Below are 25,702 nucleotides of genomic sequence, written 5' to 3' on the forward strand. Positions count from 1 at the left end.
TTAGGAAATAGTAAAAGTCAAGATGAGTTCTTAAGTAGCATTTATTCAAAATTAAATCCATGAAATTTATAGTATCAAGTACCTATTTATTAAAACAATTACAGGTTTTAGGTGGCGTTATAAACAGCTCGAACACCTTACCTATTTTAGATAATTTTTTATTTGAATTAGACCACACAAAACTAACGGTTTCGGCCAGCGATTTAGAAACCACTATGGCTTCAACCCTAGATGTTGAAAGCGATAGCGAAGGTAGCGTTGCCATACCTGCACGATTGTTACTCGATACTTTAAAAACATTCCCGGAGCAACCATTAACCTTTGTTGTTGAAGAAAACAACACCATAGAAATTAGCTCTAACCATGGTAAATATGCTTTGGCTTACGCCGATGGAAACGAATTCCCAAAAGCGGTTGCCTTAGAAGACCCAAGTAAAACCGTTGTGGTTGGCGATGTTTTAGCTACAGCTATTAGCAAAACTATTTTTGCGGCTGGAAACGACGATTTGCGCCCCGTAATGAGCGGTGTATTTTTTCAGTTTTCAACTGAAGGTTTAACCTTTGTGGCCACCGATGCCCATAAACTGGTAAAATATACCCGTGAGGATATAAAAGCCAATCAAGCCACAGAATTTATTATGCCCAAAAAACCCTTAAATCTTTTAAAAGGTATTTTGGCAGCGAGCGAAGAGGATGTTACCATAGAATACAACGAAAGCAACGCGAAATTCACTTTTGAAAATTCTGAATTGATTTGCCGTTTAATCGATGGGAAATACCCAAATTACGAAGCGGTAATACCTAAAGAAAACCCAAATAAACTTTCTATAGACCGCACACAGTTTTTAAACTCTGTACGTCGTGTTAGTATTTTCTCAAACAAAACAACGCACCAAATCCGTTTAAAAATTGCTGGTGCCGAACTTAATATTTCAGCTGAAGATATCGATTACAGCAATAAAGCCGAAGAGCGCTTAACTTGCGATTACCAAGGTGATGATATGCAAATTGGTTTTAACTCGCGTTTTTTAACCGAAATGTTGAATAACCTAAATTCCGACGAGGTGCAACTGGAAATGAGCATGCCCAACAGAGCTGGAATTTTAACACCAATTGATGGTTTAGATGAAGGCGAACAGATTACCATGCTGGTAATGCCGGTGATGCTTAATAACTAACAAATTCCTGCGAATTCTGGAGTCTTAGATATTACAAAAGCAGTAATCTTTATAATTAGGTTGCTGCTTTTTTTGTCTTTTGACTTTGTACAAAAAAACAATAATTTCGTTTAACACTAGGTATAACACATTAAAACGTTTTTATATCAAGTCATTAGTGGTCATTACCAATAAAACCGTCTCAATCAATCACTTTACAAATCAAAAATTATAGATTTGTAAAATGAAAATAAAAAACATCTACTAATGAATAATATAATTGAACGTATTACTAAAATGGAAAACATTTTAGACGAACTCACTATAGTAGTTGAAAAATCGGACAAAGCAATGAATGAACTTGTAGATTCTTTAAAAAACTTAAACACATTAAAAAAATATTATGAATCTCAATATATGAAAGACGTTATGGCAGATAAAAGAAAGGAAGTCCCACAGGACCTTAAACGAGGTGTTTTGAGTGAGGATGCTGTTCATACGTTGCTTACCGATTTGTTTGAATTATCTAAAAAAATGGAAAAATTGAGCAAAAAAATTAGATGATTTTAATGTGATATTACGCTAAAAGATAGCAACCAAAACACAACGAACCACTAACACTATATATAATTTATCGTTAATTCTAGCCTACTTACCAAAATCCTCTCGAATTTCCTATTCGGGTTTTATTTCCTAAACTACACACTTAACCGAGAAACAAGTCATTTACGTATTCTTAAACGAAACTCTTTAAAAATAATATGATTTTCGGTTTTTAATACCCAACAAAATAGTCCACGTTAAGGATTAACGATACAAAAGCTTTTGAGGATTGGCTCAGTGTTAAACCAAATTCATATATTTAAAGGTTAGCCAAGTAATAAAAAACTAATTAGAACATTTATCTTTTTATGATCAGCAAGATTAGGGAGTTAGAAAAATTGTCGCGGCTTTTAGATCCAAAAGCCAATCAGAGATCAAAATGGAATTCTGAGGTTTTAGATTACGCCAATACATTTATAAACAACTTAGATACGTCCAAAGCTTTTAACCAATCTGAAGAAAACGGTAAACACATTTTCCATTTAGATATTGAAGAACAAGCCGTTGAATTAGTGCCACTATTGGCTAGCACCACCAAAAACATTGACGGCGTGGGCATAAATCCTGCTTCAGGCGGACATATGGGCTATATTCCCGGTGGAGGGCTTTACCCTTCGGCACTCGGCGATTATATGGCGGCGGTTAGCAACCGCTATGCGGGCGTGTTTTATGCTGCACCTGGAGCCGTTAGGTTAGAAAATATGCTTATAAAATGGATGTGCCGTTTAATGGGCTATCCGGAACAAGCTATTGGTAATTTAACTTCAGGCGGTTCCATTGCCAATTTAATGGCTTTGGTAACGGCGCGGGAAGTGCACAAGCTAAAAGCTCGGGATTTTGAGCGGGCTGTTATCTATCTTACAGAACAAGCGCATCATTCAATTTTAAAAGCCATCCGGATTTCAGGATTACCTGAAGCGCAGTTAAGATATATACCTTTAGACGAAAACCTAAAAATGTCGCCAAGTCATTTAGAAAAAACGATTATTGATGATAAAAAAAAGGGATTGATCCCCTTTTATATCAATGCCTCTTTGGGTACAACCAACACAGGCACGATTGACCCCATAAAACCCATTGCTGCTATTGCCAAAAAACATAAATTATGGTTTCATGTAGATGCAGCCTATGGCGGTTTTTTTAAATTGGTACACCAACTAGACTCAAAATTTATCGGTATTGAAGAAGCGGATTCTATCACTTTAGATCCGCACAAAACGCTTTTTTTACCTTACGGAACAGGTGCCATACTGATAAAGAATAAGGCGCATTTATTACAAGCCTACCATTGTTTGGCCGATTATATGCAAGATGTAATTGGTAAGGAGGATGAAATTTCGCCTGCGGACATATCGGCAGAACAGACCAAACACTTTCGAGGGATGCGCGTATGGTTGCCCTTAAAGTTGTTTGGTTTAAAACCTTTTAGAGCGGCCTTAGAAGAAAAACTATACTTAACCCGGTATTTTTACAAGGAAATACAGAATATAGCGGGGTTTGAGGTTGGACCAGAACCGGAGCTTTCAGTCGCTATTTTCAGGTATGTTCCCAAGGATAAAAACGCCGATGCGTTTAACAGAAAATTGCTTAAAGCCATACAAAATGATGGTCGTATTTTCCTGTCGTCCACCAACATACATGGTGTTTTTTGGATTCGGGTTGCCGTGGTGCAATTTAGAACACATCTTGAGCATATAGAGCTTTTATTGGAAATAATAAAAAAACACGTAAAATCGAATACTTAGTTGGGCTACAACGAACCATTACAAATACAAGGTGCTTTTTGGTTTATAAATATAAGCTTGCAAATAAGCCCGCGTTAAGGATTGCAGTGGAAAGCCCACAGCGAGTCCCGATAGTTATCGGGACGAAGCGAGGACTTGCAGCGTAAAGCCTGACCCCTTTTGGGGTAACGCCCAAATTATTGACAGTATTCCGACTAAAACAGCAGAATTATTTAAAACGATTTGTTGTCCAAATAAAAAATGCTCGCCAATTGGCAAGCATTTTAACTTATCTCGTACTAACTAAACTAACTAATAAAATTAAGAGATAAAGGGTACGTTGGTGTTTCGCCATTGCTCGCTTTTACAGCATTTATTATGGGAAAAACAATGGATATAATACCTAAAACGATGAGGCCTAACAAGCCTAAACCGAATAATAAAATTAACGGAATGCATATAATGGCGTAGATTATTAAACTTAACTGAAAGTTTATAATGTTTTTGCCGTGCGCATCCATTTGATACACTTTTTCTTTTTGTGTAAGCCAAAATACAAGTGGCAATAATAAACTGCCGAAACCTGTAATACACACAATTAATTGGCTTAAATGTGTAATGACCAAAAGTTGATTGTCTTGTCGCATGATGATTGATTATTGATTGATACTTATTTGACGTACGATATAACGAAATGTTACAGCTTTTTGCTAAATAATTTTTACACGAAGTATCGATGCTGCCCGATAATCAATTTTAGAAAAAGCCGCCAACTAAATTTAAAAATTTTTGGCTACGAGTACTGCATAACCAAAAACGGAACATCGATATTAAAGGCAAATGTTTCAACGTTATGTCTTGTAAATAAACGCTCTAAGAATGAGTGTTTTTTATTCATCATGCCCAGTATTTTAATTTGGTTGTCTGTAATATATTTATGCACGGTATTATACATTTCGCTGGTTGAAGTATCGATAAATTCGTGCTTGGCATTTTTAAAATTGGTATTAAAAAAGCCCATATTATCGCTGGCATTATAAGCCAAATGATCTTGATCGGCAAGATGAAGAATGTCCAGTTTTGAGTTTTCCAACGCTATTATTTCTTTAAGTGGTTTAAACTCGTTGGCATTAAATAGCTTTAAATTGGTGGTTGCAAAAGCGATTTTATCTATGCCTTTAAACTGGCATCCATCTGGTACGGCAAGCACAGGCATATTGCAACGTTGTATAACGCGAACCGTATTGCTTCCAAAAATTATTTTTTCCAATCCCGAAGCGCCTTTGGTACCCATAACAATTAAATCAACCTCATGTGCTTCGGAGACTTGAGTTATAGCATCGATAAAATTATCGTAATCTACCACAGAGTGAAATTGATGCTTTTTATTGTGGTGTTTTTTTTCAATATCAGAAATAATATTAGAAATTGATTTTTTGGCAGCATCTATTAAGGTTTTATAAATGGTTGCAGACGAGGATACCACCATCATATCATCCGAGATAAAAGCAGATGCTTTTTGTACGTTTAGCAAGTAAAAACGACACTCAATATCTTTAAACAATGCCACCGCATAATCAATGGCATTTAATGAATTTTTTGAAAAATCTGTAGGTAATAATATGGTTTGCATAAGCGTATAAAATGAATTATAAGGTAAATATAGGATGGGCACGAAATTAAAACTATGACAATTATCAGTTACATAGCATGTTAGGTTTTTATCTCATAAAAAAATTAGTATAATATTGTAAAGCATTGTATTTTTCGGCATAATAAATGCTAAATAAATCGTTGTAAGCATTAAAAATTTTCTTTATGGTTTATAGATATCTATTGGTGTTGTGTCTTCTGTCTTTCAGTTTAAACGCACAAAACAATGCCATTGCAGCCGGAGAAAAACTAGTTTATACCGCTACCTATAATATGTCCGGTATTTTAACCGATATTGCCAAGGTAACCATGGAAACCAGCAGTGTAAAAACTGCAAAAGCTACCTTACTCAGGTTGAAATGCACAGCGGCAACATACAGTAAATGGGACAATTTTTTTAAAATTAGAGACCTGTACGAAAGCTATGTTAGTCCAAAATCATTAACACCCTATTTGTACAAACGCGATATTAATGAAGGTAACTATTATAAGTTCATGAAATATACGTTTAGCCACAAAACAAATACGGTTAAATCGCAATTAAAAAAGAAAAACAACTACGAAGAAAATAAGGGTATTGCTATAAACCCGGGCACAACAGACATTGTTACCACGTTATATAAAGTGCGGTTATTAGATTTTAAAAACATGCCCGTTGGAACCAGCAAATCGTTAACGGTTATTTTTGACAGAGCAGAGTTTAATGCCCAAATAACTTATCTGGGTAAAGAAAACCTATCTACCGATATTGGAAATAAAACCTGCTACAAGATAGCTATCGGTTCTAGCGGTACTGATGTACTAAAAGGCAAAAACAGTAACTTTTTATGGCTTACGGCCGACGAAAATAAAATCCCCGTTTACGGAAAATTTAAAATTCCTGTGGGGAATGGTGAATTAAAAATAACATCTGCTACTGGTTTAAAACATTAACTACATGAAAAAAATATTTACAATTTTAGCTATTATAGCCTCGGTTTTAGCCGTTATACTAGCTGTTTTGCCTCTTTCAAATTTAGCCATAATACCGTCCATTATCGCACTGGTTTGTGGAATTGTTGCCTTTTATCTTTCAAAAAAAACAGGCGAGGTAAAAAAAATTATTCAATTTACCTTTTTACTAACCATAATTGCGCTGGCCATTTCTACATATAAATCTTTATTTAATACCAATGAGGTAGTCAATACAGAGACTTTGGATAACAAAGAAATAAAATCTGAAGAAGAAGCCATTGAAGAGTTAAACGAGTTGGATATTAATGATATTGAAATTGAAGATATTAGCGTTGACGAATAAGCTTTTTCCTCTTATTTTATATATTTGCAGCCAATTTGATAAAATGAAACGAGCATATTAAAATTTTTCCCGCCCCAGAGAAGGATTAAATGCAAGTGGCATGTGATTATTAAACAAGTAATTAACACACATGAAAACTTTTTGCATACTTTTTACTTTTACACTTGTAGGGGCCTGTGCCACAACCAAATACTCCACTAAAATTGAAAACCTTAAAGCCAATATAAAACTTGCCGATAGTACCCTGGTTGTTAATTACGCCAATACCATTTCGGAAAAAGAATTGAGCACCCATTTGTATCAGTTTGCGTCGGATGACTTTAAAGGCAGGAAAGTAGGTGAAGCGGGCCAGAAAAAAGCGGCTCAGTTTCTCAAATCCTATTATCAAAATGAAAATATCGCATCTCCTTTAGGCGGTTCCAACTACTACCAAACTGTACCATCAAGTTTTTTATCCAATGAGATTAAAGCGTCAGAAAACGTGATGGCATACGTTAAGGGTGCAGAAAACGCCGAAGAAGTCATTATTATCTCTGCACATCTCGATCATTTAGGTGTTTCAGATAGCGGTGAAATACATAATGGCGCCGACGATGATGGCTCTGGAAATGTAGCTATCATGGAAATTGCCCAAGCTTTTAATTTAGCAAAAAAAGATGGCCATGCGCCCAAAAGAAGCTTGTTGTTTATTCATTTTACAGCCGAAGAAATAGGTAAAAGAGGCTCTCAGTTTTACACGCAAAACCCTGTATTCCCAATAGAAAACACCGTTGCAAACCTCAATATAGATATGATTGGTCGAGTTGACGATGCGCATTTAACCAATAAAAACTACATCTATTTAATAGGCTCAGATCGATTAAGTAAGGAATTGCATTATACCTCAGAAAAAGTGAATGACGCTTATTTCGACATGAATTTAGATTATACATATAATGTTGAAGGACAAAGAAACAATTACTACAAACGATCGGACCATTACAGCTTTGCAGAACACGATGTTCCCGTTATTTTCTATTTTAACGGTGAACACGACGACTATCACGAAGTTACCGATACACCCGAAAAAATAGACTATAACTTACTTGAAACCCGCACCAAACTCATTTTTGCAACTGCGTGGCAATTGGCAAATCAAGAGCATCGCATTGCCAATGACGACAACAGTATTTTCTTAAAATAAGTATCATTCCCACTTATATTTATTCTCTTTTATTTGTAATATATTTACATAAAATTTACACATAATTATATCACATGAAAAAATTAGGAATTCTATTTTGCACAGCTATTTTATTAGCTTCTTGCAGCAGTTCTCACAACAAAAAAGAAAAAAAAGACGTTACAGACTATGCAAAAACCATTACCCAAAGCGAGTTAAAAGATATGCTTTACACCTACGCCTCAGACGAGTTTGAAGGAAGAAAAACAGGCGAACCCGGGCAAAAAAAAGCTATCGAGTTTATTAAAAATCACTATGTGGCCAATAAAATCCCATCGCCCATAGCTGATGGTGATTATTATCAAGACATTCCAGAATCTTATTTTAATGGTAGAGCCAAAGCCTCTGAAAACGTTTTGGCTTATATAAAAGGTTCAGAAAAACCAAACGAAGTTATTGTAATATCAGCTCATTTGGACCATATTGGTATATCGTCCGATGGTGAAATCAATAACGGAGCGGACGACGATGGTTCTGGCACCGTCGCCATATTAGAAATTGCCGAAGCTTTTAAAATAGCCGAAAAAGATGGTAACGGCCCAAAGCGCTCTATTCTCTTTTTACATGTTACGGGCGAGGAAATTGGGCTGTTCGGTTCGCGCTATTACACCGATGTCGATCCTATTTTCCCCTTAGCAAATACGGTAGCTAACCTTAATATAGATATGATTGGGCGCGTGGATCCAAATCATGAAAACGGTGAAAATTATCTGTATCTTATTGGTTCGGACAAATTGAGTCAAGAATTGCACGATGTTTCGGAAGCTGTAAATAAAAAATATGTAAATCTGGAATTAGATTATACCTATAATGACGAAAACGACCCCAACCGCTTTTATTACCGATCGGACCATTACAATTTTGCAAAAAATAATGTGCCTGTTATCTTTTATTTTAACGGTACGCATGACGATTACCACCGCCCATCGGATACACCAGACAAAATAAACTACGAATTTTTAGAAACGCGTACCCAACTTATTTTTTATACGGCTTGGGAATTGGCTAATCGGGATGAGCGGGTTAAAGTGGATAAAAGTATGGCTACAGATTCAAATTAGTTTGGATTAAATAAAATCAATTATTCATTCTGAGCTTAAACAAAAAAAGCCTTTCAATTTTTTGAAAGGCTTTTACTTTTGGGTGGATGATGGGATTCGAACCCACGACCCTTGGTACCACAAACCAATGCTCTAACCAACTGAGCTACAACCACCATGTGTTTTATTAAAAACTTTGAAAAGTTTTGTAAAAGGAGCACTTTTAATAAATAGTAAAAGCTACCCTATATTGTGCATTTTGCAATGCGTTTGCAAATGTAATTGATTTCCCTTTTTCTACAAAGACTTTTTTAAATATTTTCTATTAAAAACAAAAGGAGTTGTATAAAAAGTTAATGTAATCTAATTTGTCAGTTTGAGCTTGTTGAAACCGATATTGATTATGAGCACGTTAAAACATTTCGACAAGCTTAACGTGACATTTCACAAAACTTTTTAAACTATTTAATATCAAACAAACTATCAACGGTTATGTACCTATCAACAGTAAAGCCTTCAGCGTATTCAACGCCAACCAAACGTCCTAAATCCTTGGCCCTGTAATTAATACTATCGGTAAAGTTTTTACTTGAAATTGGCGTTTCTGGTTCTTTACTATCCGCATCATAAAACTGTGTTTTATAAGCCATTACCGCTTTTATTTTTACGTCCATAAAATCTGAAACATCAACAACCAAATCGGGTTCTATATTTTTCCATTGTATGTAATGGTACACTTGTTTTGGTCGCCAAGGACTTTGTACATCACCATCAGCGGAAGTTTCTATTTTTATCAAGCCGCTTAAAAAACAAGCATCGCTTACAAGTTTGCTTCCTTTACCGTGGTCAATATGCCTGTCGTCAATCGCATTACAAAGTACAAGGTCTGGTTGGTATTTACGAATCACTTTAATAATTTCAAGTTGATGCTGCTTATCGTTTACAAAAAAACCATCAGCAAACCCAAGGTTTTCCCTAACTGTTATACCCAATATTTCGGCGGCGTTACTAGATTCGGTCGCTCTTGTTTCGGCGGTGCCGCGTGTTCCCAATTCGCCTTTAGTCAAATCTAAAATACCAACTTTTTTGCCATTGGCAATTTCTTTGGCTATGGTTGCTCCACAACCTAATTCTACATCGTCCGGATGCGCACCAATGGCTAAAATATCTAATTTCATTGTTATATTTATTAATCTTAAAAAGTCAAAAATAGCTTTTTAACATTGTTATTTTCTCAAATTTTCATCATTTTTTTAAATAATTAAATCTAATTATTCAATAAAAATTATCAAATCCACAAAACCCGTTATTACGAAAACGTATTCGTTAACACTATTCATGGATTTTCTTTGATAAATATAACAATAATTGAAAAATAACCACTCCGGCAAAAGCATGACATTAGTCATAATTCTAAACACATATCTACCGTAATTTTATACTACAATCAATAAGGCACAGATAAACGTGCAAAAACCAAAAAAGAATTACACTTTATGATCTATTTAATGCTCCTCATATTAATTATTACCATCGGACTTTTTGTTTGGGGCAAATTCACTCCGGATATTGTGGCTTTAATATCTATGATAAGTTTGTTTTTAACAGGCATTTTAGATGCGACCGAAACCCTTAGCGGATTTAGCAACCCAACGGTTATTATGATTGCGGCATTATTTATTATCGGCGAAGGTATTGCGCAAACAGGATGGACGGCGATGGCAGGTAAAAAGTTTGTGGAATGGGCAGGAAAAAGTGTTCCTAAATTACTCGTTATCGTCACACTTGGAGCTGGCGTATTATCGGGATTTGTTAGCAACACGGGTACCGTAGCTACCTTAATGCCTTTAACCATTTCATCGGCTTGGAGCATTGGTACGCTACCTTCAAAAATGTTAATGCCCGTAGCTTTTGGGTCCAACACGGGCGGACTATTAACCCTAACGGGAACACCTCCAAATATTATTGCAAGCAATGCCTTGATTGAGGCTGGATTTGAAGGGTTTTCATTCTTTGAATTTGCCTTAATAGGCTTACCGCTTCTTTTAATTGCACTGGTGTACTTTCGATATATTGGCTATAAACTATTACCCAAAAACACAACTAACAATAAACCTGTAAATATTGAATCTACCCTGCACAATTGGATAGAAGCGTATAAAATTGACAGCGGTTATTATAGATTACGCATACGCTCTTTATCGCCATTTATAAACACAAAATTAGAAGATTGGCATTTAGAAAAAGATTTTAATGTGTCTATTATTCGATTAAAAAGAAGACACCCAAATGTATTAAAAGGTATTTCTCAATTTGAAGAATTTCCGGATACTGAAACAGAATTACGCTATCATGATATTATCACTGTAAAAGGTGAAACCGAAGCAATTAATAAACTGATGATTACATTCAGATTGGGCTTATTGCCGCTCGAACCTATTACCGATGAATTGAAAAACAACCTTATAAATCAAGAGGTTGGTATGACCGAAGTTATTGTAAACCCAAATTCAATACTCGTAGGCAGACAATATAAATTGGGCGAATATTTTAAACGCTACGGTATTCAGCTTTTAGCTGCATCAAGAAACAACAAGCCTATTGAAGAAAAAGAAATTACCGTAAAAGCAGGGGATGCTTTTTTAATACGAGGCACCTGGGAACATATAGACGATTTAAAAAAACAACACGAAAACCTAGTCATTATTGGTAGTCCGGAAGGTATGGCGAAAAACGTAGAGCGATTGAGCACAAAATCGTACATCGCTTTAGGCTCATTAATCCTCATGATTGTGTTTATGGTATTTAAAATAGTACCGGGTTCCATTGCGGCATTAATTTCTGCGGGTATTATTTTACTCACAGGCTGCGTACCAATAACCAAGGCTTACAAAGGTATTAGCTGGACAAGCGTTGTTATGATTGCAGCTATGATACCCATGGGCATTGCATTGCAAAAAACAGGAACTGCACAAATTATTGCCAATGGACTGGTAGATTATTTAGGCGCAATTCATCCGGTACTACTGTTAGGCGGTGTGTTTTTACTAACCACCACGTTTAGTCAAGTTATAAACAACTCAGCAACAGCCGTATTAATGGCGCCTATAGCCATTTTAGCAGCTAGTTCTTTAAACCTATCGCCAGAACCATTTATGATTGTGGTTGCCATAAGTGCATCAACAGCGTTTTTAACACCAATTGGCACCACAACAAACGCTATGGTAATGACAGCTGGTGGTTATAAATTTATGAATTACCTCAAAGTTGGTGCCCCATTACTTTTGGTGTTCTTTATAATATCGATGATACTCGTGCCAATTATTTGGCCATTTTAAAATAAATAAATTATTAATAGGAACCTTTAAATCGATTAAAAATGAAAACAGCAGGAACAGTTCAAAACGACAAAAACCTAGAAAGGTACGGCCTAAAAGATGTAACAGTAAACTGGAACTTATCACCAGAAGAACTTCAGAAAATTACTGTTGAAAAAGGGATGGGGAAAGAAACAGCAAACGGAACACTTGCAATAAACACTGGCAAATTTACCGGTCGTTCGCCTCAAGATCGTTTTTTAGTAAAAGACGATTATACAGAAGATAAAGTATGGTGGGGAAAAACCAATAAACCAGTATCTCCTGAAAATTTCGACAAGCTTAAAAACGAAATAACCAAATACCTTTCTGGCAAAGAAATTTATGCCAGAGATGGTTACGTATGTGCAGAACCAGAGTTTAGAACCAATATTAGAACGGTAACCGAATTACCTTGGTCTAACCTATTCGTGTACAATATGTTTTTAAGACCCAGTTTAAAAGAATTAGAAAATTTTAAAGAAGATTGGCTGATTCTTTGTGCACCGGGTTATGTGTGCCCAGACCCAAAAGCTTTTGGTATCCGTCAAGGTAACTTTTCAATACTAAACTTTACGCAAAAAATAGCTTTGGTTGGAGGATCTGCTTATACAGGTGAAATGAAAAAAGGCATTTTCTCTGCTTTAAATTTAATTTTACCAACCGAACGCAACGTATTGCCTATGCACTGTTCTGCAAACGTTGGCAAAAAAGGAGACACCGCTATTTTCTTCGGATTATCTGGTACTGGAAAAACCACATTATCGGCTGATCCGGATAGAAAACTTATTGGTGACGATGAACACGGTTGGACAAACGACAATACCATCTTTAATTTTGAAGGCGGATGCTATGCCAAGGTAATCGACTTATCAGAAGAAAAAGAACCAGACATTTTTAGAGCCGTTAAACCCGGTGCTTTACTTGAAAACGTGGTATTTAAAGACAATGGCGAACCCGATTATGAAGATAGTAGCATCACACAAAACACCCGTGTAAGCTACCCTATTTATCATATTGATAACATTCAAGAAACGCTTTATGCAAACAACCCTAAAAACATCTTCTTTTTAACTTGTGATGCTTTTGGTGTATTGCCTCCGGTGTCTAAATTAACACCCGGGCAAGCGGCTTACCACTTTATTTCTGGATACACGGCTAAGGTTGCAGGGACCGAAGCTGGAATTACAGAACCTGTACCATCGTTCTCAGCTTGTTTTGGTGAGCCATTTATGCCATTGCACCCAACGGTTTACGGCGAAATGCTAAGCAAAAAAATGACAGAAGCCGGGGTTAATGTTTGGTTAATCAACACGGGATGGAGCGCAGGCCCTTACGGTGTTGGATCTCGTATAAAATTAAAATATACCAGAGCTATGATTACGGCAATTCTTAACGGAGAATTGGAAAATGTGGATTACGATCAAAACTTTATTTTTGGCTTACACATGCCAAAATATTGCCCGGGCGTACCATCAGAGATTTTAGACCCGATGAATACCTGGTTGCAAAAAGGTGCTTATGTGGGCAAAGCTATTCATTTAGCACACTCATTCCATTTAAACTTTGAGAAATTTGCAGCACAGGCCTCTGAACAAATTATTGAAGGTGGGCCGCTAATTGATCAACACCATCAATTAAACGAACACTTTTAATATATTCTTTATTTAAGCATGAAAGGAGCTCACAATTGAGCTCCTTTTAATTGTAAATACCCCTTTAAATATTTAGGATAAAAAAAATTAAATTTTAAATTTGAAAAATGAAAAAACTATTACTTTTAGTCAGCCTTTTAATGGTATTCAACTTCGGTTATGCCCAAATAAATCCAGAGGATAAATTAGGAACGTGGTACGAATTAGGAAGCAATCACAAAATTTCGGATAAAACAAGTATCGATACCTACACGCAGGTTTGGCTTTATGAACTTAATGACAATTTTAATTTCTTTTTATTCAAATTAGCCTACAATTATCATTTTAACCCAAAATTAACGGCAACCATGTATTTGGGTTATTCTGATTTTGATGGCGACATCAACGTGAGTGCGCCCCATACTTATGAAAGGCGCATAACCGAGCAAATTTCCTTTAAACATAAATTAAGCAAAATACCTTTAGATCATAGATTTAGAATAGAACATCGTTTTTTCAGAAAACATGATTCTAAACCAAAAGCCGCAAGATTACGCTACAGGCTTGGTACTAAATTTAATTTAAATAAGACTGTTTTTGTTCGTTTAACCAACGAGCTTTTACTAACGCCCAAGTTTAGCAACACACCAGAAAATAGATTTTATACAGGCTTAGGTTTTAACATTTCAAAATCCCACAACATACAGTTAGGATACATGAATAGAAATACGTCCAGCAAAGCAAATTTACATAGAATACAAGTTGGTATGTATTTTAAAACCGATTTTAGGAAAAACAAAAGTTAATAATGTACCGATTGCCTCGGAGTGAAAACACATTGTAAAAACCCTTGATTATTTAAAAGTCCAAGCCACAATCCTAGAAATTTTATGGCCCTGCATCATATTTATAGTTTTAATATGGGTTGCGCCTAATTTTTTTAAAGACGCATACATGCCTTTAACTAAATCTTTTTTAGACACTAACGTGGTAAACCAAAGACATTGTTTTTTAAACAAAGTACTTTCATAAAGGTAATTGTGAATGAAAGCTTTTTCGCCGCCGTTATACCAAAGTTCGTTGTGCGTACCCGCAAAATTTCTAACAAATTCATCTCCTGCCCTATTTAATCCTTTAAGTTTTCTTGTTGTGGCTTCAAGAGCTTCGGCTTCAGATTTATAAAAAGGCGGATTGCATATTGATGCCGAAAACCTATCGTTTTCATTTACAACTCCATTAAATATTTTCGAAGAATTAGTTTGATGGCGTAATTCAATTTTAGGGTTTAATTTATTTTTATCTATAATTTTTTGAGCTATCTCATTGGATGATTTATCAATATCCGAAGCCACAAAATTCCAATTATATTCAGCAACGCCCAAAATAGGATAAATGGCCGTGGCACCTGTACCAATATCTAAAACACTAATATCCTCATTTATGTTTGAAGCTTTAAGCAAATCGGCTAAATGGTGAATATAATCTACACGACCAGGAATTGGCGGACATAAATTGGTATCTGGGAATTCCCAAAATTTAATATGATAATGGTGTTTCAACAAGGCCGTATTTAGTGCTTTTACCGCTTTAGGATTCGCAAAATCGATGGTTTTGGTTTCGTATTTATTTACAAATACAAACGCTTTTAATGCTGGATGTGATTGGCATAAAGCTTCTAAATCGTATCCCGATTTGTGTTTATTCTTTGGATGGAACTTTGGATTTGCTTTGATAATTAAAAATTTAAATCGTCTAACTCGTCCTTAATTATTTTTGAACTATTTTTTCTTTGTTTTTTAATCCTTTCAGATTTATTTTTTGCTTCAAAATTATTTTTATCAGAATTAAAATGTATCGATTTTTCGGTTAGTGCAGAACCTTGTTTGATCATTAATCCGTTATAACGACAGTCATCATAACCACAATTATGCTTTGAATAATCCCCAAAATTCCTGTGTTTAATTCTTTTTTCAGATAAAATATTTTGCTGGTTTTTCTTTATGTCTTCCCAAACTTTACTCTCGTCGGCAACGGTCAATTCCCTTCCTAAAGTAATTAAATTAAAATATGTTAATGGGTCTTTTAATTGATAAAAATTAAATGTTTTTCCAAAAAACCGATTGGCATAATCTCTAATTTGTATCCTATCATTGGTATTAAGTTTTTCGTTTTCGCAAAGCGATCGATACAATCCCAAGGTATTAAAATCGGAATATTTTTTATAATTATGGATGTAATGAAGATACTCAGATTTACTAAGGGTATTAAAGGGCTTTCCTATTTTCATTTTTCAATTTCTATTTTACACCTCTACCCTTTTCCAATGTCCTTTTCTAAACCAAATAATAGCGATAATAGCTATGAAAACTTCAGCTAAAGTGATGGCCCAAAATACGCCAGCTGGCCCAAAATCTAGTGTAATTGCCATTACATAAGCAAATGGTAATTGCAACAACCAAAAGCACACAAAGTTAATGTAAGTTGGCGTTTTGGTATCGCCAGCACCATTAAAGGCATTGATTACCACCATGCCATAACCATAAAAAAGATAACCTGCGGCTATAACACGCAGACATAAACTGCCATATTTTACAACATCGGGGGTAGCATTAAACAATACAATTATTTCTGGTGCAAACACCAAATAAACAACCGACACAATACCCATAAAAATCGCTGAATACTTACCTGTTTTCCAAACCGATTGTTCGGCACGTTCTGGTTGTTTAGCGCCTAAATTTTGCCCAACTAAGGTAGCCGCAGCATTGCTCATGCCCCATGCCGGCATTAAGGTAAACATCATTACACGAATGGCAATGGTATAGCCCGCCAAAACTTCGCTACCAAATTCGCTCATAATGCGCATTAAAAACACCCACGACGATGTACCGATTAAAAACTGACCAATACCGCCCAATGATACTTTAATTAAATTCAGCATCACACCAACACGAAGCATTAAATCTTTAACCCCGATTTTAATTTTACTATAGCCGTAAAACAAAATAACCAATTGAAAAACCACGGCGGTACCACGACCAATGGTTGTGGCAATAGCAGCTCCTTGAACACCGAAAGCGGGTACGGGACCGAAACCAAAAATAAATATCGGGTCTAAAATAATATTCAGTCCGTTTGATAAAATAAGGGTCCACATGGCTACCGATGCATCGCCCGCGCCTCTAAAAATAGCATTGATTAAAAACAGTAACATAATGGTTACGTTACCGCCTAAAAGCACTTGGGTATAACCGTAACCTTCGGCAATCAGGTCGGGTTCAGCCCCCATTAAACCCAATATTTCCTTAGGATAAACGATACCGATTACGCTAATAATTGCAGCCACAAATACACCTAAAAATATAACCTGAACCGCGGCATTCGATGCGCCTTTTATATCGGTTTCGCCAACACGTCTGGCCACAACTGCAGTTGCCGCCATACTTAAACCTATGGCAACGGCGTATACTAAGGTTATAACAGACTCGGTTAAACCTATGGTTGCCACGGCATTTACGCTTACTTGCGATACGTACATAATATCGACTATCGCAAAAATGGATTCCATGAGCATTTCCAGAATCATGGGAATGGACAGCATAAAAACTGCTTTACGAATACTGCCGGAAGTAAATTCCTGGTCTTTGCCCGTAACGGCTATTTTGAAGTATTGAATGAATTGTCTTAATGAAATTTTATTGGACTGCATTTTGAAAAATATAAAATATAGACTTAACTAAACACCGTTTAAAGCGTTTAGTAATTTTTTAGTTCGAGTGAATCTCGATACAGATCGGAAGTCAAGTTATGCAATCATAAGACCGCAAATATTGTAAATTAATTTAAAACTACAAAATGGGCTAAGTAAATTTGTATTGATTGGCATATCTTCGCCAAAAATTTTTCGATATGCTAAAAGCTGTTATTTTTGATATGGATGGTGTTATTGTTGATAGCGAACCCTTACACCACAAAGCCTATCAAAACATGTTTAATGATGTAAATATTAAGGTGTCCGATGGGCTTTACGAATCGTTTACCGGTCAAGCCACATTACCCATTTGCCAAACCTTGTGCGATGTTTTCAAACTTAATGAGTCTCCAGAAGAATTAGTAGCTATAAAACGAAACCATTTTAAGTATTTATTTGATAATGATGATAGCTTTAAATTGATTGATGGCGTTTTAGAATTGATTAAAGATTACCACCGAAACGGCTTAAAATTAGTGTTGGCATCTTCGGCATCGATGCCCAATATCAATAGAATTTTTACGCGGTTTAACCTCAACCCATACTTTATCGATAAACTTAGTGGTGCCGATTTAAAAGCGTCGAAACCACATCCCGAAATTTTTATAAATGCCGCCAAGGCTTCGGGTTTTAAACGCGAAGAGTGTATGGTTATTGAAGATTCCACCAATGGCATAAAAGCCGCCAATGCCGCCCATATTTTTTGTGTGGGGTATGATAGCAAACATTCTAAAAACCAAGATTACTCAACTGCCGATAAGGTGATTACTGATTTTAGCGAGATACGATTTGAAACAATAAAGGGCTCCTTTTAGTTACAGTAAAACAATATAATCAAGGGTTTAGCACTTTTAAAAAACCTTCTTTTTTTCGTGTGGAAACCTCAATTACCGAGTTGTCGGTCAGGGTAACGTAGCCACCTTTTCCTTTGGTGTATTTTTTTATGTAATCCAGATTTATCAAATGTGAATTGTGCACCCGGAAAAAGTTACAATTGCCCAATAAATTTTCAAACCATTTTAGGGTTTTTGACACTACAATTTTTTTTTGATATGTGGTGTAAACTAGGGTATAGTTTACATCGGATTCGCACCTGATAATATCTGAAACGTCGAGAAACTCCAATCCTTCGGCAGTTGGAATCGCTATTTTTTTATGATTGTCTTTTTGCGAAATATTGGCTAACAAGTGTTCTACTTTTTTCGAAAAATCCCGGGCTTCTATTTTTTCATATAACTTCTCCAAAGCCTCATCAAAATCCTGTTTATCGATGGGTTTTAGCAAATAGTCCGTAGCACTGAACTTAAAAGCCTGCACCGCATATTTTTCAAAAGAGGTTGTAAAAATCACTTCAAAATCAAAATGGCCCAAGGCCCTTAAAACATCAAAACCGGTGCTGTCGTGTATTTGCACATCCAGAAACAGCACATTGGGCTTTAGCGCTTTAACACCGTCAATCCCTGTTTTTACGTTGGTAAACTGCCCCACCAACTTCACCGTGTTTTTGTGGGGTTTCAACAAGGTTACCAACCTGTCGATACAATGCTGTTCATCGTCTATAATTATGGCTTTAATCATATTGATTTAAAATGCGAGTTCTAAGGGCAGTTTAACCTCTACGCAGAGGCCTTCGTCTTTATCAATCAAGGAAACACTACCGTTTTTATTTTTCTTTTTATTGATGATGTCTATCCTGTTTTTAGTGATGTTTACACCATAGGATTTGTTATTAATATCGTGGTTTTTTACCGTTGCCCCTCTACCGACACCATTATCATCCACCGTACAAACTAGCATATCGTTTTCTTGTTTTATACGGATTTTTATATGGCCGCTACCTTCCTTTTTTGCAATGCCGTGCCAAATACTATTCTCGATAAAAGGCTGCAAAATCAAGGGCGGGATTAAGGTGTTTTCGGTATCGATGGTGTTATCGACTTCAATAGCATAAGTGAATTTATTTTTTAGGCGCATGGCCTCTATTTGAAGGTACAAGTCTAAAATTTTCAAATCGTCTTTAAGCGATATTTCGTTTTGGGTGGAATGCTCGAGGATCTGCCGCATAATTTTGGAAAATTTAATGAGATACTCACTGGCAGAATCGACATCGTTTTTGGCAATAAAATCGTTTATGGAGTTTAGGGCGTTGAAAATAAAGTGCGGGCTCATTTGAGCCCGTAAAACTTTTAGCTCAGTATTGGAAACTTTGGCTTTAAACTCGGCTTGTTGCTTTTGGGTTTCGGCGTTTCGTTTTCGGTAATACAAAACAAATACTAGTAAAGTTGCTAGCACTAATCCGCTACCACCAATAATAGAACCGTTTTTAATTAGTTTTTGGCGTTCTATTTCGGCTTGGGACATAGCTTGTTGTTTTTCGTTTTCAAAAGTTAAATCTCGTTTTATAAACTCTGCCTTTGTATCTTTATTTATAATGCTATCTTGTAAAACCACATATTTTTTATGGGTCTCGAACGCCTTTTTAAACTGTTGTTGCCTTTCGTAGATTTGATATAGTAACCTTAAAGATTGTGCTTCCCACTCTAAAGTATTATTGGATTTAGATAATACTATACTTTCTAAAAGTAATTTTTCCGATTGTAAAAGATTGTTACTCTTAAAATAAGTTTCAGCTAAATTCCTTTTTAAGAGTCCAAGCACATATACATTGTTTTGATCTTGTGCTTTTTGAATACCCATCTTTAAATACTTAATGGCTTTTTTGTTATCTGAAAGGTACATGTACGTTTTTGATAGATTATTACATATTGTTGGAATGAAAGTTTTAAAATTATTCTCTTCAGATAAAGCAAAAGCTTTTAAATAATAAGTTATCGCTTTTTGATATTTACCTTGCTCGGTATATACTGTTGCTATATTAAATATTGCAATTAATTCGTCTTTTACGGCATTTTCTTCTTGAGAAATCTTTAACAGTTTTTCATAGCTTTTTAATGCTTTATCAAATTCTTTAACATCGGCGTAAATATTCCCAATATTACTGTAAACAGAGGCGTTAAAAAGCCTATTGTTCTTACCTTTACTGTTCTCTAAAGCTTTTTGTGAGAACATTAAGGCACTAAAATAATCTGACTTATAATAAAAAATAAGGCCTTTTTGCCTATATGAAAGTGCAATCCCTTTGCCCCAATTTAACTTCTCTGACAATAGCAAAGCTTTATCAATATAAACTAAAGCACTGTCTGAATTGATATTATTTATATTGTAAGAAAGTTTTATTAAAGTTGCCACCCTTAAGGTGTCTTGATTTTTATTGTCTAAAAGTACTTGTTTTAAGGAATCAACTTCTTTTTGCTGTCCAAAAACTGAAACAGTTACAATAACAGCCAAAATACTAAGTAATAATCGCCTCATAATTTAAATTTTGTTTTGCTATTGACCAACTAAAAAATGGGGCTGTGTTAAATTTAACACATTTTTATCATAAAACTGTAAATCGCAGAAAATAATTGAAGTAGGACAGAAAATAATTGCTCATTGGTTTTAATAGAGTTTTCACATAGTTTTAAATCACTATTAATCCTAAAAACCCTTTCTGTGATGAAAACAAAACAACTCTTTACGCTTTTTACAGCCCTTGTAACTTTTACCTGTTTTTCACAAAACACGATTACGGTAGATAACAACCCCGGAATTACCGAAGTGACCAATTTTGTATATGCCAATTTGCAAGATGCCATTGATGCGGCCCAAAACAACGACACGCTTTACATTCAGGCATCGGCCACTAGCTATGGCGATGTAACGGTTAACAAAACCTTGAATATTATTGGGCGGTCGCACAGCGAAAACAATAAAATAAGCTACATCGATAACATGGATGTTACGCCAAATGCCTCCAACAGCTATTTTAGCGGACTGAATTTTACCGATGAAATTAGTATAAATAACCCACTGCCCGTTACCGATTTGGTTTTCGAGAACAATTACATCAATCACATTGGTTTTAGTCTTAGTTCAGGGGGCATCAATAATTGTATTATAAGAGGCAATGTGGTGCGTTATTTGGGCGAGTCCAGCTCATGGGATAGCCCGATACAAAACGGGGTATTGACCAATAATATTTTTTTGCATGATGTGAATATTGCCTACCCCGAATCGGTAAGCCTTAAAAACAATATTTTCTTTTGTTATACCGGTAAAATCCTCATTGTAAACGAATCGAACAACAACACCGATTTAATTATTGAAAACAGCATCATATTGAAAATGAACAGCAACGCAGGTAGCGTAAGCCCTTATGATGGTATACAGTTTAAAAACTGTTTGACCTACAACCCGAACGCCAGTGTTTTTGATGATTTACCCGGTACCGGAAACCTAAACAACACCAATCCGCAATTTGAAAATGTTACCGATGATGATTTTGATGCCAGCACCGACGATTACCACCTTAAAGCAGGCTCTCCAGCCATTGGTGCCGGAACCGATGGCGAAGATATTGGTCTCTATAACGCCAGTGGCTACTTGTTTAACATGTTTGGCATTACCTATGGCACGCCCACAGTTAATATTACCAACATAACCGAAAGCGTACAAGAAGGCCAACCCTTGCAGGTTACCATTACGGCTTCTTCCAATTAAAATCCATGTATTATGAAACGCTTACTATTAATACTATTAATAACGTTTTTTTATAACGGAATAACGGCACAACAGGTTACCAAAGCGGAGTATTTTTTCAATACCGATCCCGGTTTGGGCCTTGGCAACAGCCTAAACGCAAATACAAATGCTGGAACGCTCAACCAAAGCTATAGCATTTCCACGACTGGTTTGGGCAATGGCTTCCATAATTTGTTTATCCGGGTTTTTAACGGGGAGTCGAATTGGAGCCATTACGACAGCAAATTGATATACGTAAATCACATCCAAAATGTAAACCAAAACATAACTGAAGCCGAATACTATTTTGATACCGACCCGGGGTTTGGCAATGCCACAACATTAAACGTTACCAATCAACCTGCATTTACCGTAACGGTGGGCATCCCCCAAAACTTAGCCGTTGGCATCCACCAGCTTTTTATCCGCGTAAAAACCAACGAAGGCAATTGGAGTCATTACGACAAAAAGCTGTTTTACGTTGGCCCACAAAACCAGGCCACACTAACTGAATTTGAATATTTTATTGATAATGACGATGAGGTATTTCCGGTAACGATTACCAATCCCAACAACCAAATTATTAGTAACATCGATACCAACGGATTAGCCCAAGGCACGCACTTGTTTTACATCCGCGCCAAAACCAGCGATGGAAAATGGTCCATGTACGATTCTAGGGAATTTACCGTCGATGGCTCTTTAAGCATCAGCGAAACCGCTTTCCGCAGTATTTCGCTCTATCCAAATCCCGTGAAAGACCACTTGACTATTTCTTCGGATTTATCCTTCATAATAAAACATATTACCGTTTACAACGCTTCGGGCAAAACCGTGTTCCGTTCAACCAAAAACAACAGGCAAATCAATTTAAGCGGGTTAGCCGGTGGCATCTACATTTTAAATCTGAATACCGATTTGGGCAGTGCCAGCTACAAACTCATTAAACACTAACGATTATGAAAAATCTAAAAAACACCGTGCTATGTATTACAGCGCTTTTGTTTGTTGGCTGTTTCAACACAAAATTAGAAGGCACTTATGTTGGTGAGGAAGGTGCGTTTTTAGACAAAATAAACTTTACGTCCAACAGCACGGTCGAGCTTACGTTTTTTGGTTCCACCACCGAAACGACATACACCACAGAACACAACAAAGTTAAAATAAACAATGCCGGCGAAATACAGGTACTAACCATAACCGACAACGGTTGTTTGGATGGCGGCGGCTTTATTGGGAAATACTGTAAACCATAAAATTTAAGAAAATGAAAACTTTAAAATTAACAATATCGGTAGTCTGCATTTTATTTTTAAGTGTTAGTGCTTATTCGCAGAACAAAACCGTTGAAAAAATAGAAAACACTAAGGAAACAGTCAAAAAAACCAACGAAACCGTAAAAGAAGTGGGCAAACTCTTTAAATCTGTTTTTGGGAAAAAGAAAAAGAATAAAAAAGTTAAAAACAAAAGAGAAGTTACAAATAGTCCATATTACATAGAGTTTACAATTGGAGACGAATACTTTTTTTTAGATGGTTATAACGACCCCGATTGGGTAGGGCTACATGCCGAAAAAGATCGGGAAAACGACTATCTTTCAGTACTTCGAATCACAGCAATGAAAACTGGATACCTTAACAAAAAAGGTAAGTCTGGAGCAATAGACTTTGTTATGGCACCAAAAGATAGGCACGTTACAAACAAGGCCTACACTTTTAATAAAGGAGAAAGCGCCTACGCCCCTCTTGTTTCTTTTTATTTCACTCTGGGGGATACCAACTATGCATCCTCTAAACCTGTTTTTGTAAATTCAGAAAACTCAAAGTCATATACGCATAGCATAAGCGGGCAAATTACTTTAACAAAGAGTGAAAATAAAAAAGATGGAATTGTTGAAGGAGATTTTCGTTTGGAGGGTATTGTAGTTAAAAAAGACAAAAAAACAATTGCTGAGGGAAAAGTAATGTTTGGAAAATTTAGAATGCCCATAAGCATTGGGCAGCGTATGCAGAATTAAACAGCTTATTGTATGGTTTTTCTAAAATAAATAGACTTAAGAAGACAATCAGAAATTTAAAATACTTCACAAATGAAAACAAAATATATCATATCTGTGCTATATCCACTTCTGGTATTAGCCCATATTTCAACAGCACAAACCAAAACCATAAAAAAAGATAGAAGAAACAAAAGAAATTGTTGAAGAAACCAACGAAACCGTAAAAGAAGTAGGCAAACTATTTAAATCTGTTTTTGGGAAAAAGAAAAGAAACAAGCAGGAAACAGAAGACGCTTCAAACAATTCAAAATCTTCAAACGCTAATCCCGAAAATACAATTGCTGCTTCAGAAGAAAAAAAACTCGCTAAGAACTCAAACCAACTTAAAGCAGGTAGCATACACCCGGATGCCGTGGTGTTGGATGTAGATCAGCTAAGTGCATTTAATGATGGTGCTGCTATTGTTAAAAAGGGTATGTCAACAGCTTTGATTGACCCAAAGGGAAAGTTTATTACTCAATTCAATGACTATAATTTTTTAGGTCAATATATGGCTGAAGGTCTTCAAAATGGAATTTTCACAGTTTTAAATACGAATAGCAAAAGTGCTAAAAGAGGATTTAAAGGTTTTATCAATTCAACTGGAAAGGAGATTTCATTTCAGCAAAATAATTATATGCAAACCAGTCATTTAGGTAATTATTTAATTAGCAGAAAAAATAATATGATAACTTTTTATGATAAAACAGGAAAGAATTTTACTATAAATAGATATTTTAACCTTTATAATGAAACAATGTACTTAAAAGAGTGCGTGCAAAACTCCTCTCTATTTTTATTTAAAGACGGTAAATATGGGTATAAAAGCAGTAATGACAAGATAATTATTCAACCAATGTGGGAAGAAGCTAAATGTTTTTGTGATGGCGCTGCAATGGTTGGTAAAAAAATGAATTTGGCGAAATGAAATATGGATTTATTAACACTTCTGGAAAAGTTATAGTTCCATTAATGTTTTCTAAAAAACCTGAAAACTTCAGTAACGGGCTTGCTAAAGTTTATTCTAATGAAAAGACATGTAGCTCATGTTCTCAGTATCATTATAGTTACATAAATAAAAAAGGAGATTTTGTTATTAATAGTAAAGATTTAAAAAACTCAGGAATGACTTTTCGTCCGTTTGTACATGGATATGCCTTTTCATATTTAGATGTAATGGATAAACAAGGGACTGTAATTTCTGCAACAGATTTTCTTATAAGTTTTGGTATTCCAAAAGAGATCATTACAAACAAGAAAAATATTAGTGTCCAATGGGATTGTAAAAATATAGTTAACGGTAAAATGATGGTAAGCTTTAAAGGTATCGAAGGACATACTTATAAAAAGTATCATGCTTTACTTGATTTAGTGAACAAAGAAACCCTCTTTTATTGGTATGCCGATGCAAAAATCGGTCCGTTCGATCCAGTCTCTGGTTTAGCCAAAGTAGAAGAATATGGCGAAAAAATAAGAAACAACAGAAAACGAATTGGCTACATCAACGAAAACGGCATTTTTATGATTGTAAAAGGCGAAGCCTCAAAATGGTAAACACTATAGTGTAGTAAAAAAACAAAACCCTTTTTCATCTGAAAAAGGGT

Annotated in this window: 25 protein-coding genes and 1 tRNA gene; 17 read left to right on the forward strand and 9 right to left on the reverse strand. The window is 35.6% G+C overall.

The window, feature by feature from the left end:
* The first annotated feature begins 59 nt into the window (after window positions 1–59).
* The 3 genes from dnaN to RNZ46_RS00110 all read left to right on the forward strand — a co-directional run bounded on the left by dnaN (window position 60) and on the right by RNZ46_RS00110 (window position 3,505).
* On the forward strand, window positions 60–1,178 hold the full coding sequence (gene dnaN / locus RNZ46_RS00100) for a DNA polymerase III subunit beta (RefSeq protein WP_316983366.1): 1,119 nt from the start codon (window positions 60–62) through the stop codon (window positions 1,176–1,178).
* Window positions 1,179–1,424: 246 nt separating this feature from the next.
* Window positions 1,425–1,721, forward strand: a complete 297-nt coding sequence (locus RNZ46_RS00105; protein ID WP_316983367.1) for a DUF4298 domain-containing protein — start codon at window positions 1,425–1,427, stop codon at window positions 1,719–1,721.
* A 347-nt stretch (window positions 1,722–2,068) separates the two neighbouring features.
* Window positions 2,069–3,505, forward strand: a complete 1,437-nt coding sequence (locus RNZ46_RS00110) for a pyridoxal phosphate-dependent decarboxylase family protein (RefSeq protein WP_316983368.1) — start codon at window positions 2,069–2,071, stop codon at window positions 3,503–3,505.
* A gap of 287 nt (window positions 3,506–3,792) precedes the next feature.
* Here the strand turns inward: RNZ46_RS00110 and RNZ46_RS00115 are convergent, their stop codons facing one another.
* Together RNZ46_RS00115 and RNZ46_RS00120 are read right to left on the reverse strand one after the other, a co-directional pair.
* Window positions 3,793–4,131, reverse strand: coding sequence for a DUF4870 domain-containing protein (locus RNZ46_RS00115; RefSeq protein ID WP_316983369.1), 339 nt, complete (start codon window positions 4,129–4,131; stop codon window positions 3,793–3,795).
* 146 nt (window positions 4,132–4,277) lie between these two features.
* Window positions 4,278–5,117, reverse strand: coding sequence for a universal stress protein (locus RNZ46_RS00120; protein WP_316983370.1), 840 nt, complete (start codon window positions 5,115–5,117; stop codon window positions 4,278–4,280).
* Between the two features lie 185 nt (window positions 5,118–5,302).
* Here RNZ46_RS00120 and RNZ46_RS00125 point away from each other — a divergent pair, with 185 nt between their 5' ends.
* The 4 genes from RNZ46_RS00125 to RNZ46_RS00140 all read left to right on the forward strand — a co-directional run bounded on the left by RNZ46_RS00125 (window position 5,303) and on the right by RNZ46_RS00140 (window position 8,717).
* Window positions 5,303–6,070, forward strand: a complete 768-nt coding sequence (locus RNZ46_RS00125; protein WP_316983371.1) for a DUF3108 domain-containing protein — start codon at window positions 5,303–5,305, stop codon at window positions 6,068–6,070.
* A 4-nt stretch (window positions 6,071–6,074) separates the two neighbouring features.
* Window positions 6,075–6,434 (forward strand): FUSC family protein, encoded by a 360-nt coding sequence (locus tag RNZ46_RS00130; protein WP_316983372.1) that lies wholly within the window; start codon window positions 6,075–6,077, stop codon window positions 6,432–6,434.
* Between the two features lie 130 nt (window positions 6,435–6,564).
* Window positions 6,565–7,617, forward strand: coding sequence for a M28 family peptidase (locus tag RNZ46_RS00135; protein ID WP_316983373.1), 1,053 nt, complete (start codon window positions 6,565–6,567; stop codon window positions 7,615–7,617).
* A gap of 74 nt (window positions 7,618–7,691) precedes the next feature.
* Complete coding sequence (locus tag RNZ46_RS00140; RefSeq protein ID WP_316983374.1) at window positions 7,692–8,717, forward strand: M28 family metallopeptidase; 1,026 nt, start codon at window positions 7,692–7,694, stop codon at window positions 8,715–8,717.
* 81 nt (window positions 8,718–8,798) lie between these two features.
* Here RNZ46_RS00140 and RNZ46_RS00145 read toward each other — a convergent pair.
* Both RNZ46_RS00145 and bshB1 read right to left on the reverse strand, forming a co-directional pair.
* Window positions 8,799–8,872: transfer RNA gene (locus tag RNZ46_RS00145), tRNA-His, on the reverse strand.
* Window positions 8,873–9,157: 285 nt separating this feature from the next.
* On the reverse strand, window positions 9,158–9,874 hold the full coding sequence (gene bshB1, locus RNZ46_RS00150; protein WP_316983375.1) for a bacillithiol biosynthesis deacetylase BshB1: 717 nt from the start codon (window positions 9,872–9,874) through the stop codon (window positions 9,158–9,160).
* 318 nt (window positions 9,875–10,192) lie between these two features.
* Between bshB1 and RNZ46_RS00155 the strand changes: the two genes are divergently transcribed.
* From RNZ46_RS00155 to RNZ46_RS00165, 3 genes are all read left to right on the forward strand, one after another.
* Window positions 10,193–12,034, forward strand: coding sequence for an SLC13 family permease (locus RNZ46_RS00155; RefSeq protein ID WP_316983376.1), 1,842 nt, complete (start codon window positions 10,193–10,195; stop codon window positions 12,032–12,034).
* Between the two features lie 41 nt (window positions 12,035–12,075).
* Window positions 12,076–13,707, forward strand: coding sequence for a phosphoenolpyruvate carboxykinase (ATP) (gene pckA / locus RNZ46_RS00160; protein ID WP_316983377.1), 1,632 nt, complete (start codon window positions 12,076–12,078; stop codon window positions 13,705–13,707).
* A 107-nt stretch (window positions 13,708–13,814) separates the two neighbouring features.
* Window positions 13,815–14,492: a DUF2490 domain-containing protein gene (locus tag RNZ46_RS00165; protein WP_316983378.1), complete on the forward strand. Its 678-nt coding sequence runs from the start codon at window positions 13,815–13,817 to the stop codon at window positions 14,490–14,492.
* A gap of 48 nt (window positions 14,493–14,540) precedes the next feature.
* Here the strand turns inward: RNZ46_RS00165 and rlmF are convergent, their stop codons facing one another.
* From rlmF to RNZ46_RS00180, 3 genes are read right to left on the reverse strand one after another with little or no spacing between them, the layout of a single operon-like run.
* On the reverse strand, window positions 14,541–15,422 hold the full coding sequence (rlmF, locus tag RNZ46_RS00170; RefSeq protein WP_316985009.1) for a 23S rRNA (adenine(1618)-N(6))-methyltransferase RlmF: 882 nt from the start codon (window positions 15,420–15,422) through the stop codon (window positions 14,541–14,543).
* A complete protein-coding gene (locus RNZ46_RS00175; protein ID WP_316983379.1) occupies window positions 15,422–15,973 on the reverse strand; it encodes a hypothetical protein in 552 nt (183 codons plus the stop codon). The genes rlmF and RNZ46_RS00175 overlap by 1 nt, the downstream gene beginning before the upstream one ends.
* 15 nt (window positions 15,974–15,988) lie before the next feature.
* A complete protein-coding gene (locus tag RNZ46_RS00180; RefSeq protein ID WP_316983380.1) occupies window positions 15,989–17,395 on the reverse strand; it encodes an MATE family efflux transporter in 1,407 nt (468 codons plus the stop codon).
* Between the two features lie 200 nt (window positions 17,396–17,595).
* Here RNZ46_RS00180 and RNZ46_RS00185 point away from each other — a divergent pair, with 200 nt between their 5' ends.
* The gene (locus RNZ46_RS00185; RefSeq protein ID WP_316983381.1) at window positions 17,596–18,252 is read left to right on the forward strand and encodes an HAD family hydrolase; all 657 of its coding nucleotides are present in this window, start codon (window positions 17,596–17,598) and stop codon (window positions 18,250–18,252) included.
* A gap of 19 nt (window positions 18,253–18,271) precedes the next feature.
* Here RNZ46_RS00185 and RNZ46_RS00190 read toward each other — a convergent pair whose 3' ends face one another.
* Both RNZ46_RS00190 and RNZ46_RS00195 read right to left on the reverse strand, forming a co-directional pair.
* The gene (locus tag RNZ46_RS00190; RefSeq protein WP_316983382.1) at window positions 18,272–19,015 is read right to left on the reverse strand and encodes a LytR/AlgR family response regulator transcription factor; all 744 of its coding nucleotides are present in this window, start codon (window positions 19,013–19,015) and stop codon (window positions 18,272–18,274) included.
* Between the two features lie 6 nt (window positions 19,016–19,021).
* A complete protein-coding gene (locus RNZ46_RS00195; RefSeq protein WP_316983383.1) occupies window positions 19,022–20,809 on the reverse strand; it encodes a tetratricopeptide repeat-containing sensor histidine kinase in 1,788 nt (595 codons plus the stop codon).
* Window positions 20,810–20,995: 186 nt separating this feature from the next.
* Between RNZ46_RS00195 and RNZ46_RS00200 the strand changes: the two genes are divergently transcribed.
* The 6 genes from RNZ46_RS00200 to RNZ46_RS00225 all read left to right on the forward strand — a co-directional run bounded on the left by RNZ46_RS00200 (window position 20,996) and on the right by RNZ46_RS00225 (window position 25,652).
* Entirely contained in the window at window positions 20,996–22,039 is a 1,044-nt protein-coding gene (locus tag RNZ46_RS00200; RefSeq protein ID WP_316983384.1) for a hypothetical protein, read from the forward strand.
* Window positions 22,040–22,051: 12 nt separating this feature from the next.
* Window positions 22,052–23,014, forward strand: coding sequence for a T9SS type A sorting domain-containing protein (locus RNZ46_RS00205; RefSeq protein WP_316983385.1), 963 nt, complete (start codon window positions 22,052–22,054; stop codon window positions 23,012–23,014).
* A 5-nt stretch (window positions 23,015–23,019) separates the two neighbouring features.
* Window positions 23,020–23,316 (forward strand): hypothetical protein, encoded by a 297-nt coding sequence (locus tag RNZ46_RS00210; protein WP_316983386.1) that lies wholly within the window; start codon window positions 23,020–23,022, stop codon window positions 23,314–23,316.
* A gap of 11 nt (window positions 23,317–23,327) precedes the next feature.
* Window positions 23,328–24,077: a hypothetical protein gene (locus tag RNZ46_RS00215; RefSeq protein ID WP_316983387.1), complete on the forward strand. Its 750-nt coding sequence runs from the start codon at window positions 23,328–23,330 to the stop codon at window positions 24,075–24,077.
* Window positions 24,078–24,477: 400 nt separating this feature from the next.
* Window positions 24,478–25,026 (forward strand): WG repeat-containing protein, encoded by a 549-nt coding sequence (locus tag RNZ46_RS00220; protein WP_316983388.1) that lies wholly within the window; start codon window positions 24,478–24,480, stop codon window positions 25,024–25,026.
* Entirely contained in the window at window positions 25,023–25,652 is a 630-nt protein-coding gene (locus RNZ46_RS00225; protein ID WP_316983389.1) for a WG repeat-containing protein, read from the forward strand. The genes RNZ46_RS00220 and RNZ46_RS00225 overlap by 4 nt, the downstream gene beginning before the upstream one ends.
* The last annotated feature ends 50 nt before the right edge of the window (window positions 25,653–25,702 follow it).

Origin of the sequence: Hwangdonia lutea (genome assembly GCF_032814565.1) — a bacterium.
Lineage (GTDB): Bacteria > Bacteroidota > Bacteroidia > Flavobacteriales > Flavobacteriaceae > Hwangdonia > Hwangdonia lutea.

Excerpts from the sequence above, each read along its gene's own strand:
- dnaN (WP_316983366.1), top strand. The coding sequence starts at position 60 with ATGAAATTTATAGTATCAAGTACCTATTTATTAAAACAATTACAGGTT.
- RNZ46_RS00105 (WP_316983367.1), top strand. The coding sequence starts at position 1,425 with ATGAATAATATAATTGAACGTATTACTAAAATGGAAAACATTTTAGAC.
- RNZ46_RS00110 (WP_316983368.1), top strand. The coding sequence starts at position 2,069 with ATGATCAGCAAGATTAGGGAGTTAGAAAAATTGTCGCGGCTTTTAGAT.
- RNZ46_RS00115 (WP_316983369.1), bottom strand. The coding sequence starts at position 4,131 with ATGCGACAAGACAATCAACTTTTGGTCATTACACATTTAAGCCAATTA.
- RNZ46_RS00120 (WP_316983370.1), bottom strand. The coding sequence starts at position 5,117 with ATGCAAACCATATTATTACCTACAGATTTTTCAAAAAATTCATTAAAT.
- RNZ46_RS00125 (WP_316983371.1), top strand. The coding sequence starts at position 5,303 with ATGGTTTATAGATATCTATTGGTGTTGTGTCTTCTGTCTTTCAGTTTA.
- RNZ46_RS00130 (WP_316983372.1), top strand. The coding sequence starts at position 6,075 with ATGAAAAAAATATTTACAATTTTAGCTATTATAGCCTCGGTTTTAGCC.
- RNZ46_RS00135 (WP_316983373.1), top strand. The coding sequence starts at position 6,565 with ATGAAAACTTTTTGCATACTTTTTACTTTTACACTTGTAGGGGCCTGT.
- RNZ46_RS00140 (WP_316983374.1), top strand. The coding sequence starts at position 7,692 with ATGAAAAAATTAGGAATTCTATTTTGCACAGCTATTTTATTAGCTTCT.
- bshB1 (WP_316983375.1), bottom strand. The coding sequence starts at position 9,874 with ATGAAATTAGATATTTTAGCCATTGGTGCGCATCCGGACGATGTAGAA.
- RNZ46_RS00155 (WP_316983376.1), top strand. The coding sequence starts at position 10,193 with ATGATCTATTTAATGCTCCTCATATTAATTATTACCATCGGACTTTTT.
- pckA (WP_316983377.1), top strand. The coding sequence starts at position 12,076 with ATGAAAACAGCAGGAACAGTTCAAAACGACAAAAACCTAGAAAGGTAC.
- RNZ46_RS00165 (WP_316983378.1), top strand. The coding sequence starts at position 13,815 with ATGAAAAAACTATTACTTTTAGTCAGCCTTTTAATGGTATTCAACTTC.
- RNZ46_RS00175 (WP_316983379.1), bottom strand. The coding sequence starts at position 15,973 with ATGAAAATAGGAAAGCCCTTTAATACCCTTAGTAAATCTGAGTATCTT.
- RNZ46_RS00180 (WP_316983380.1), bottom strand. The coding sequence starts at position 17,395 with ATGCAGTCCAATAAAATTTCATTAAGACAATTCATTCAATACTTCAAA.
- RNZ46_RS00185 (WP_316983381.1), top strand. The coding sequence starts at position 17,596 with ATGCTAAAAGCTGTTATTTTTGATATGGATGGTGTTATTGTTGATAGC.
- RNZ46_RS00190 (WP_316983382.1), bottom strand. The coding sequence starts at position 19,015 with ATGATTAAAGCCATAATTATAGACGATGAACAGCATTGTATCGACAGG.
- RNZ46_RS00195 (WP_316983383.1), bottom strand. The coding sequence starts at position 20,809 with ATGAGGCGATTATTACTTAGTATTTTGGCTGTTATTGTAACTGTTTCA.
- RNZ46_RS00200 (WP_316983384.1), top strand. The coding sequence starts at position 20,996 with ATGAAAACAAAACAACTCTTTACGCTTTTTACAGCCCTTGTAACTTTT.
- RNZ46_RS00205 (WP_316983385.1), top strand. The coding sequence starts at position 22,052 with ATGAAACGCTTACTATTAATACTATTAATAACGTTTTTTTATAACGGA.
- RNZ46_RS00210 (WP_316983386.1), top strand. The coding sequence starts at position 23,020 with ATGAAAAATCTAAAAAACACCGTGCTATGTATTACAGCGCTTTTGTTT.
- RNZ46_RS00215 (WP_316983387.1), top strand. The coding sequence starts at position 23,328 with ATGAAAACTTTAAAATTAACAATATCGGTAGTCTGCATTTTATTTTTA.
- RNZ46_RS00225 (WP_316983389.1), top strand. The coding sequence starts at position 25,023 with ATGAAATATGGATTTATTAACACTTCTGGAAAAGTTATAGTTCCATTA.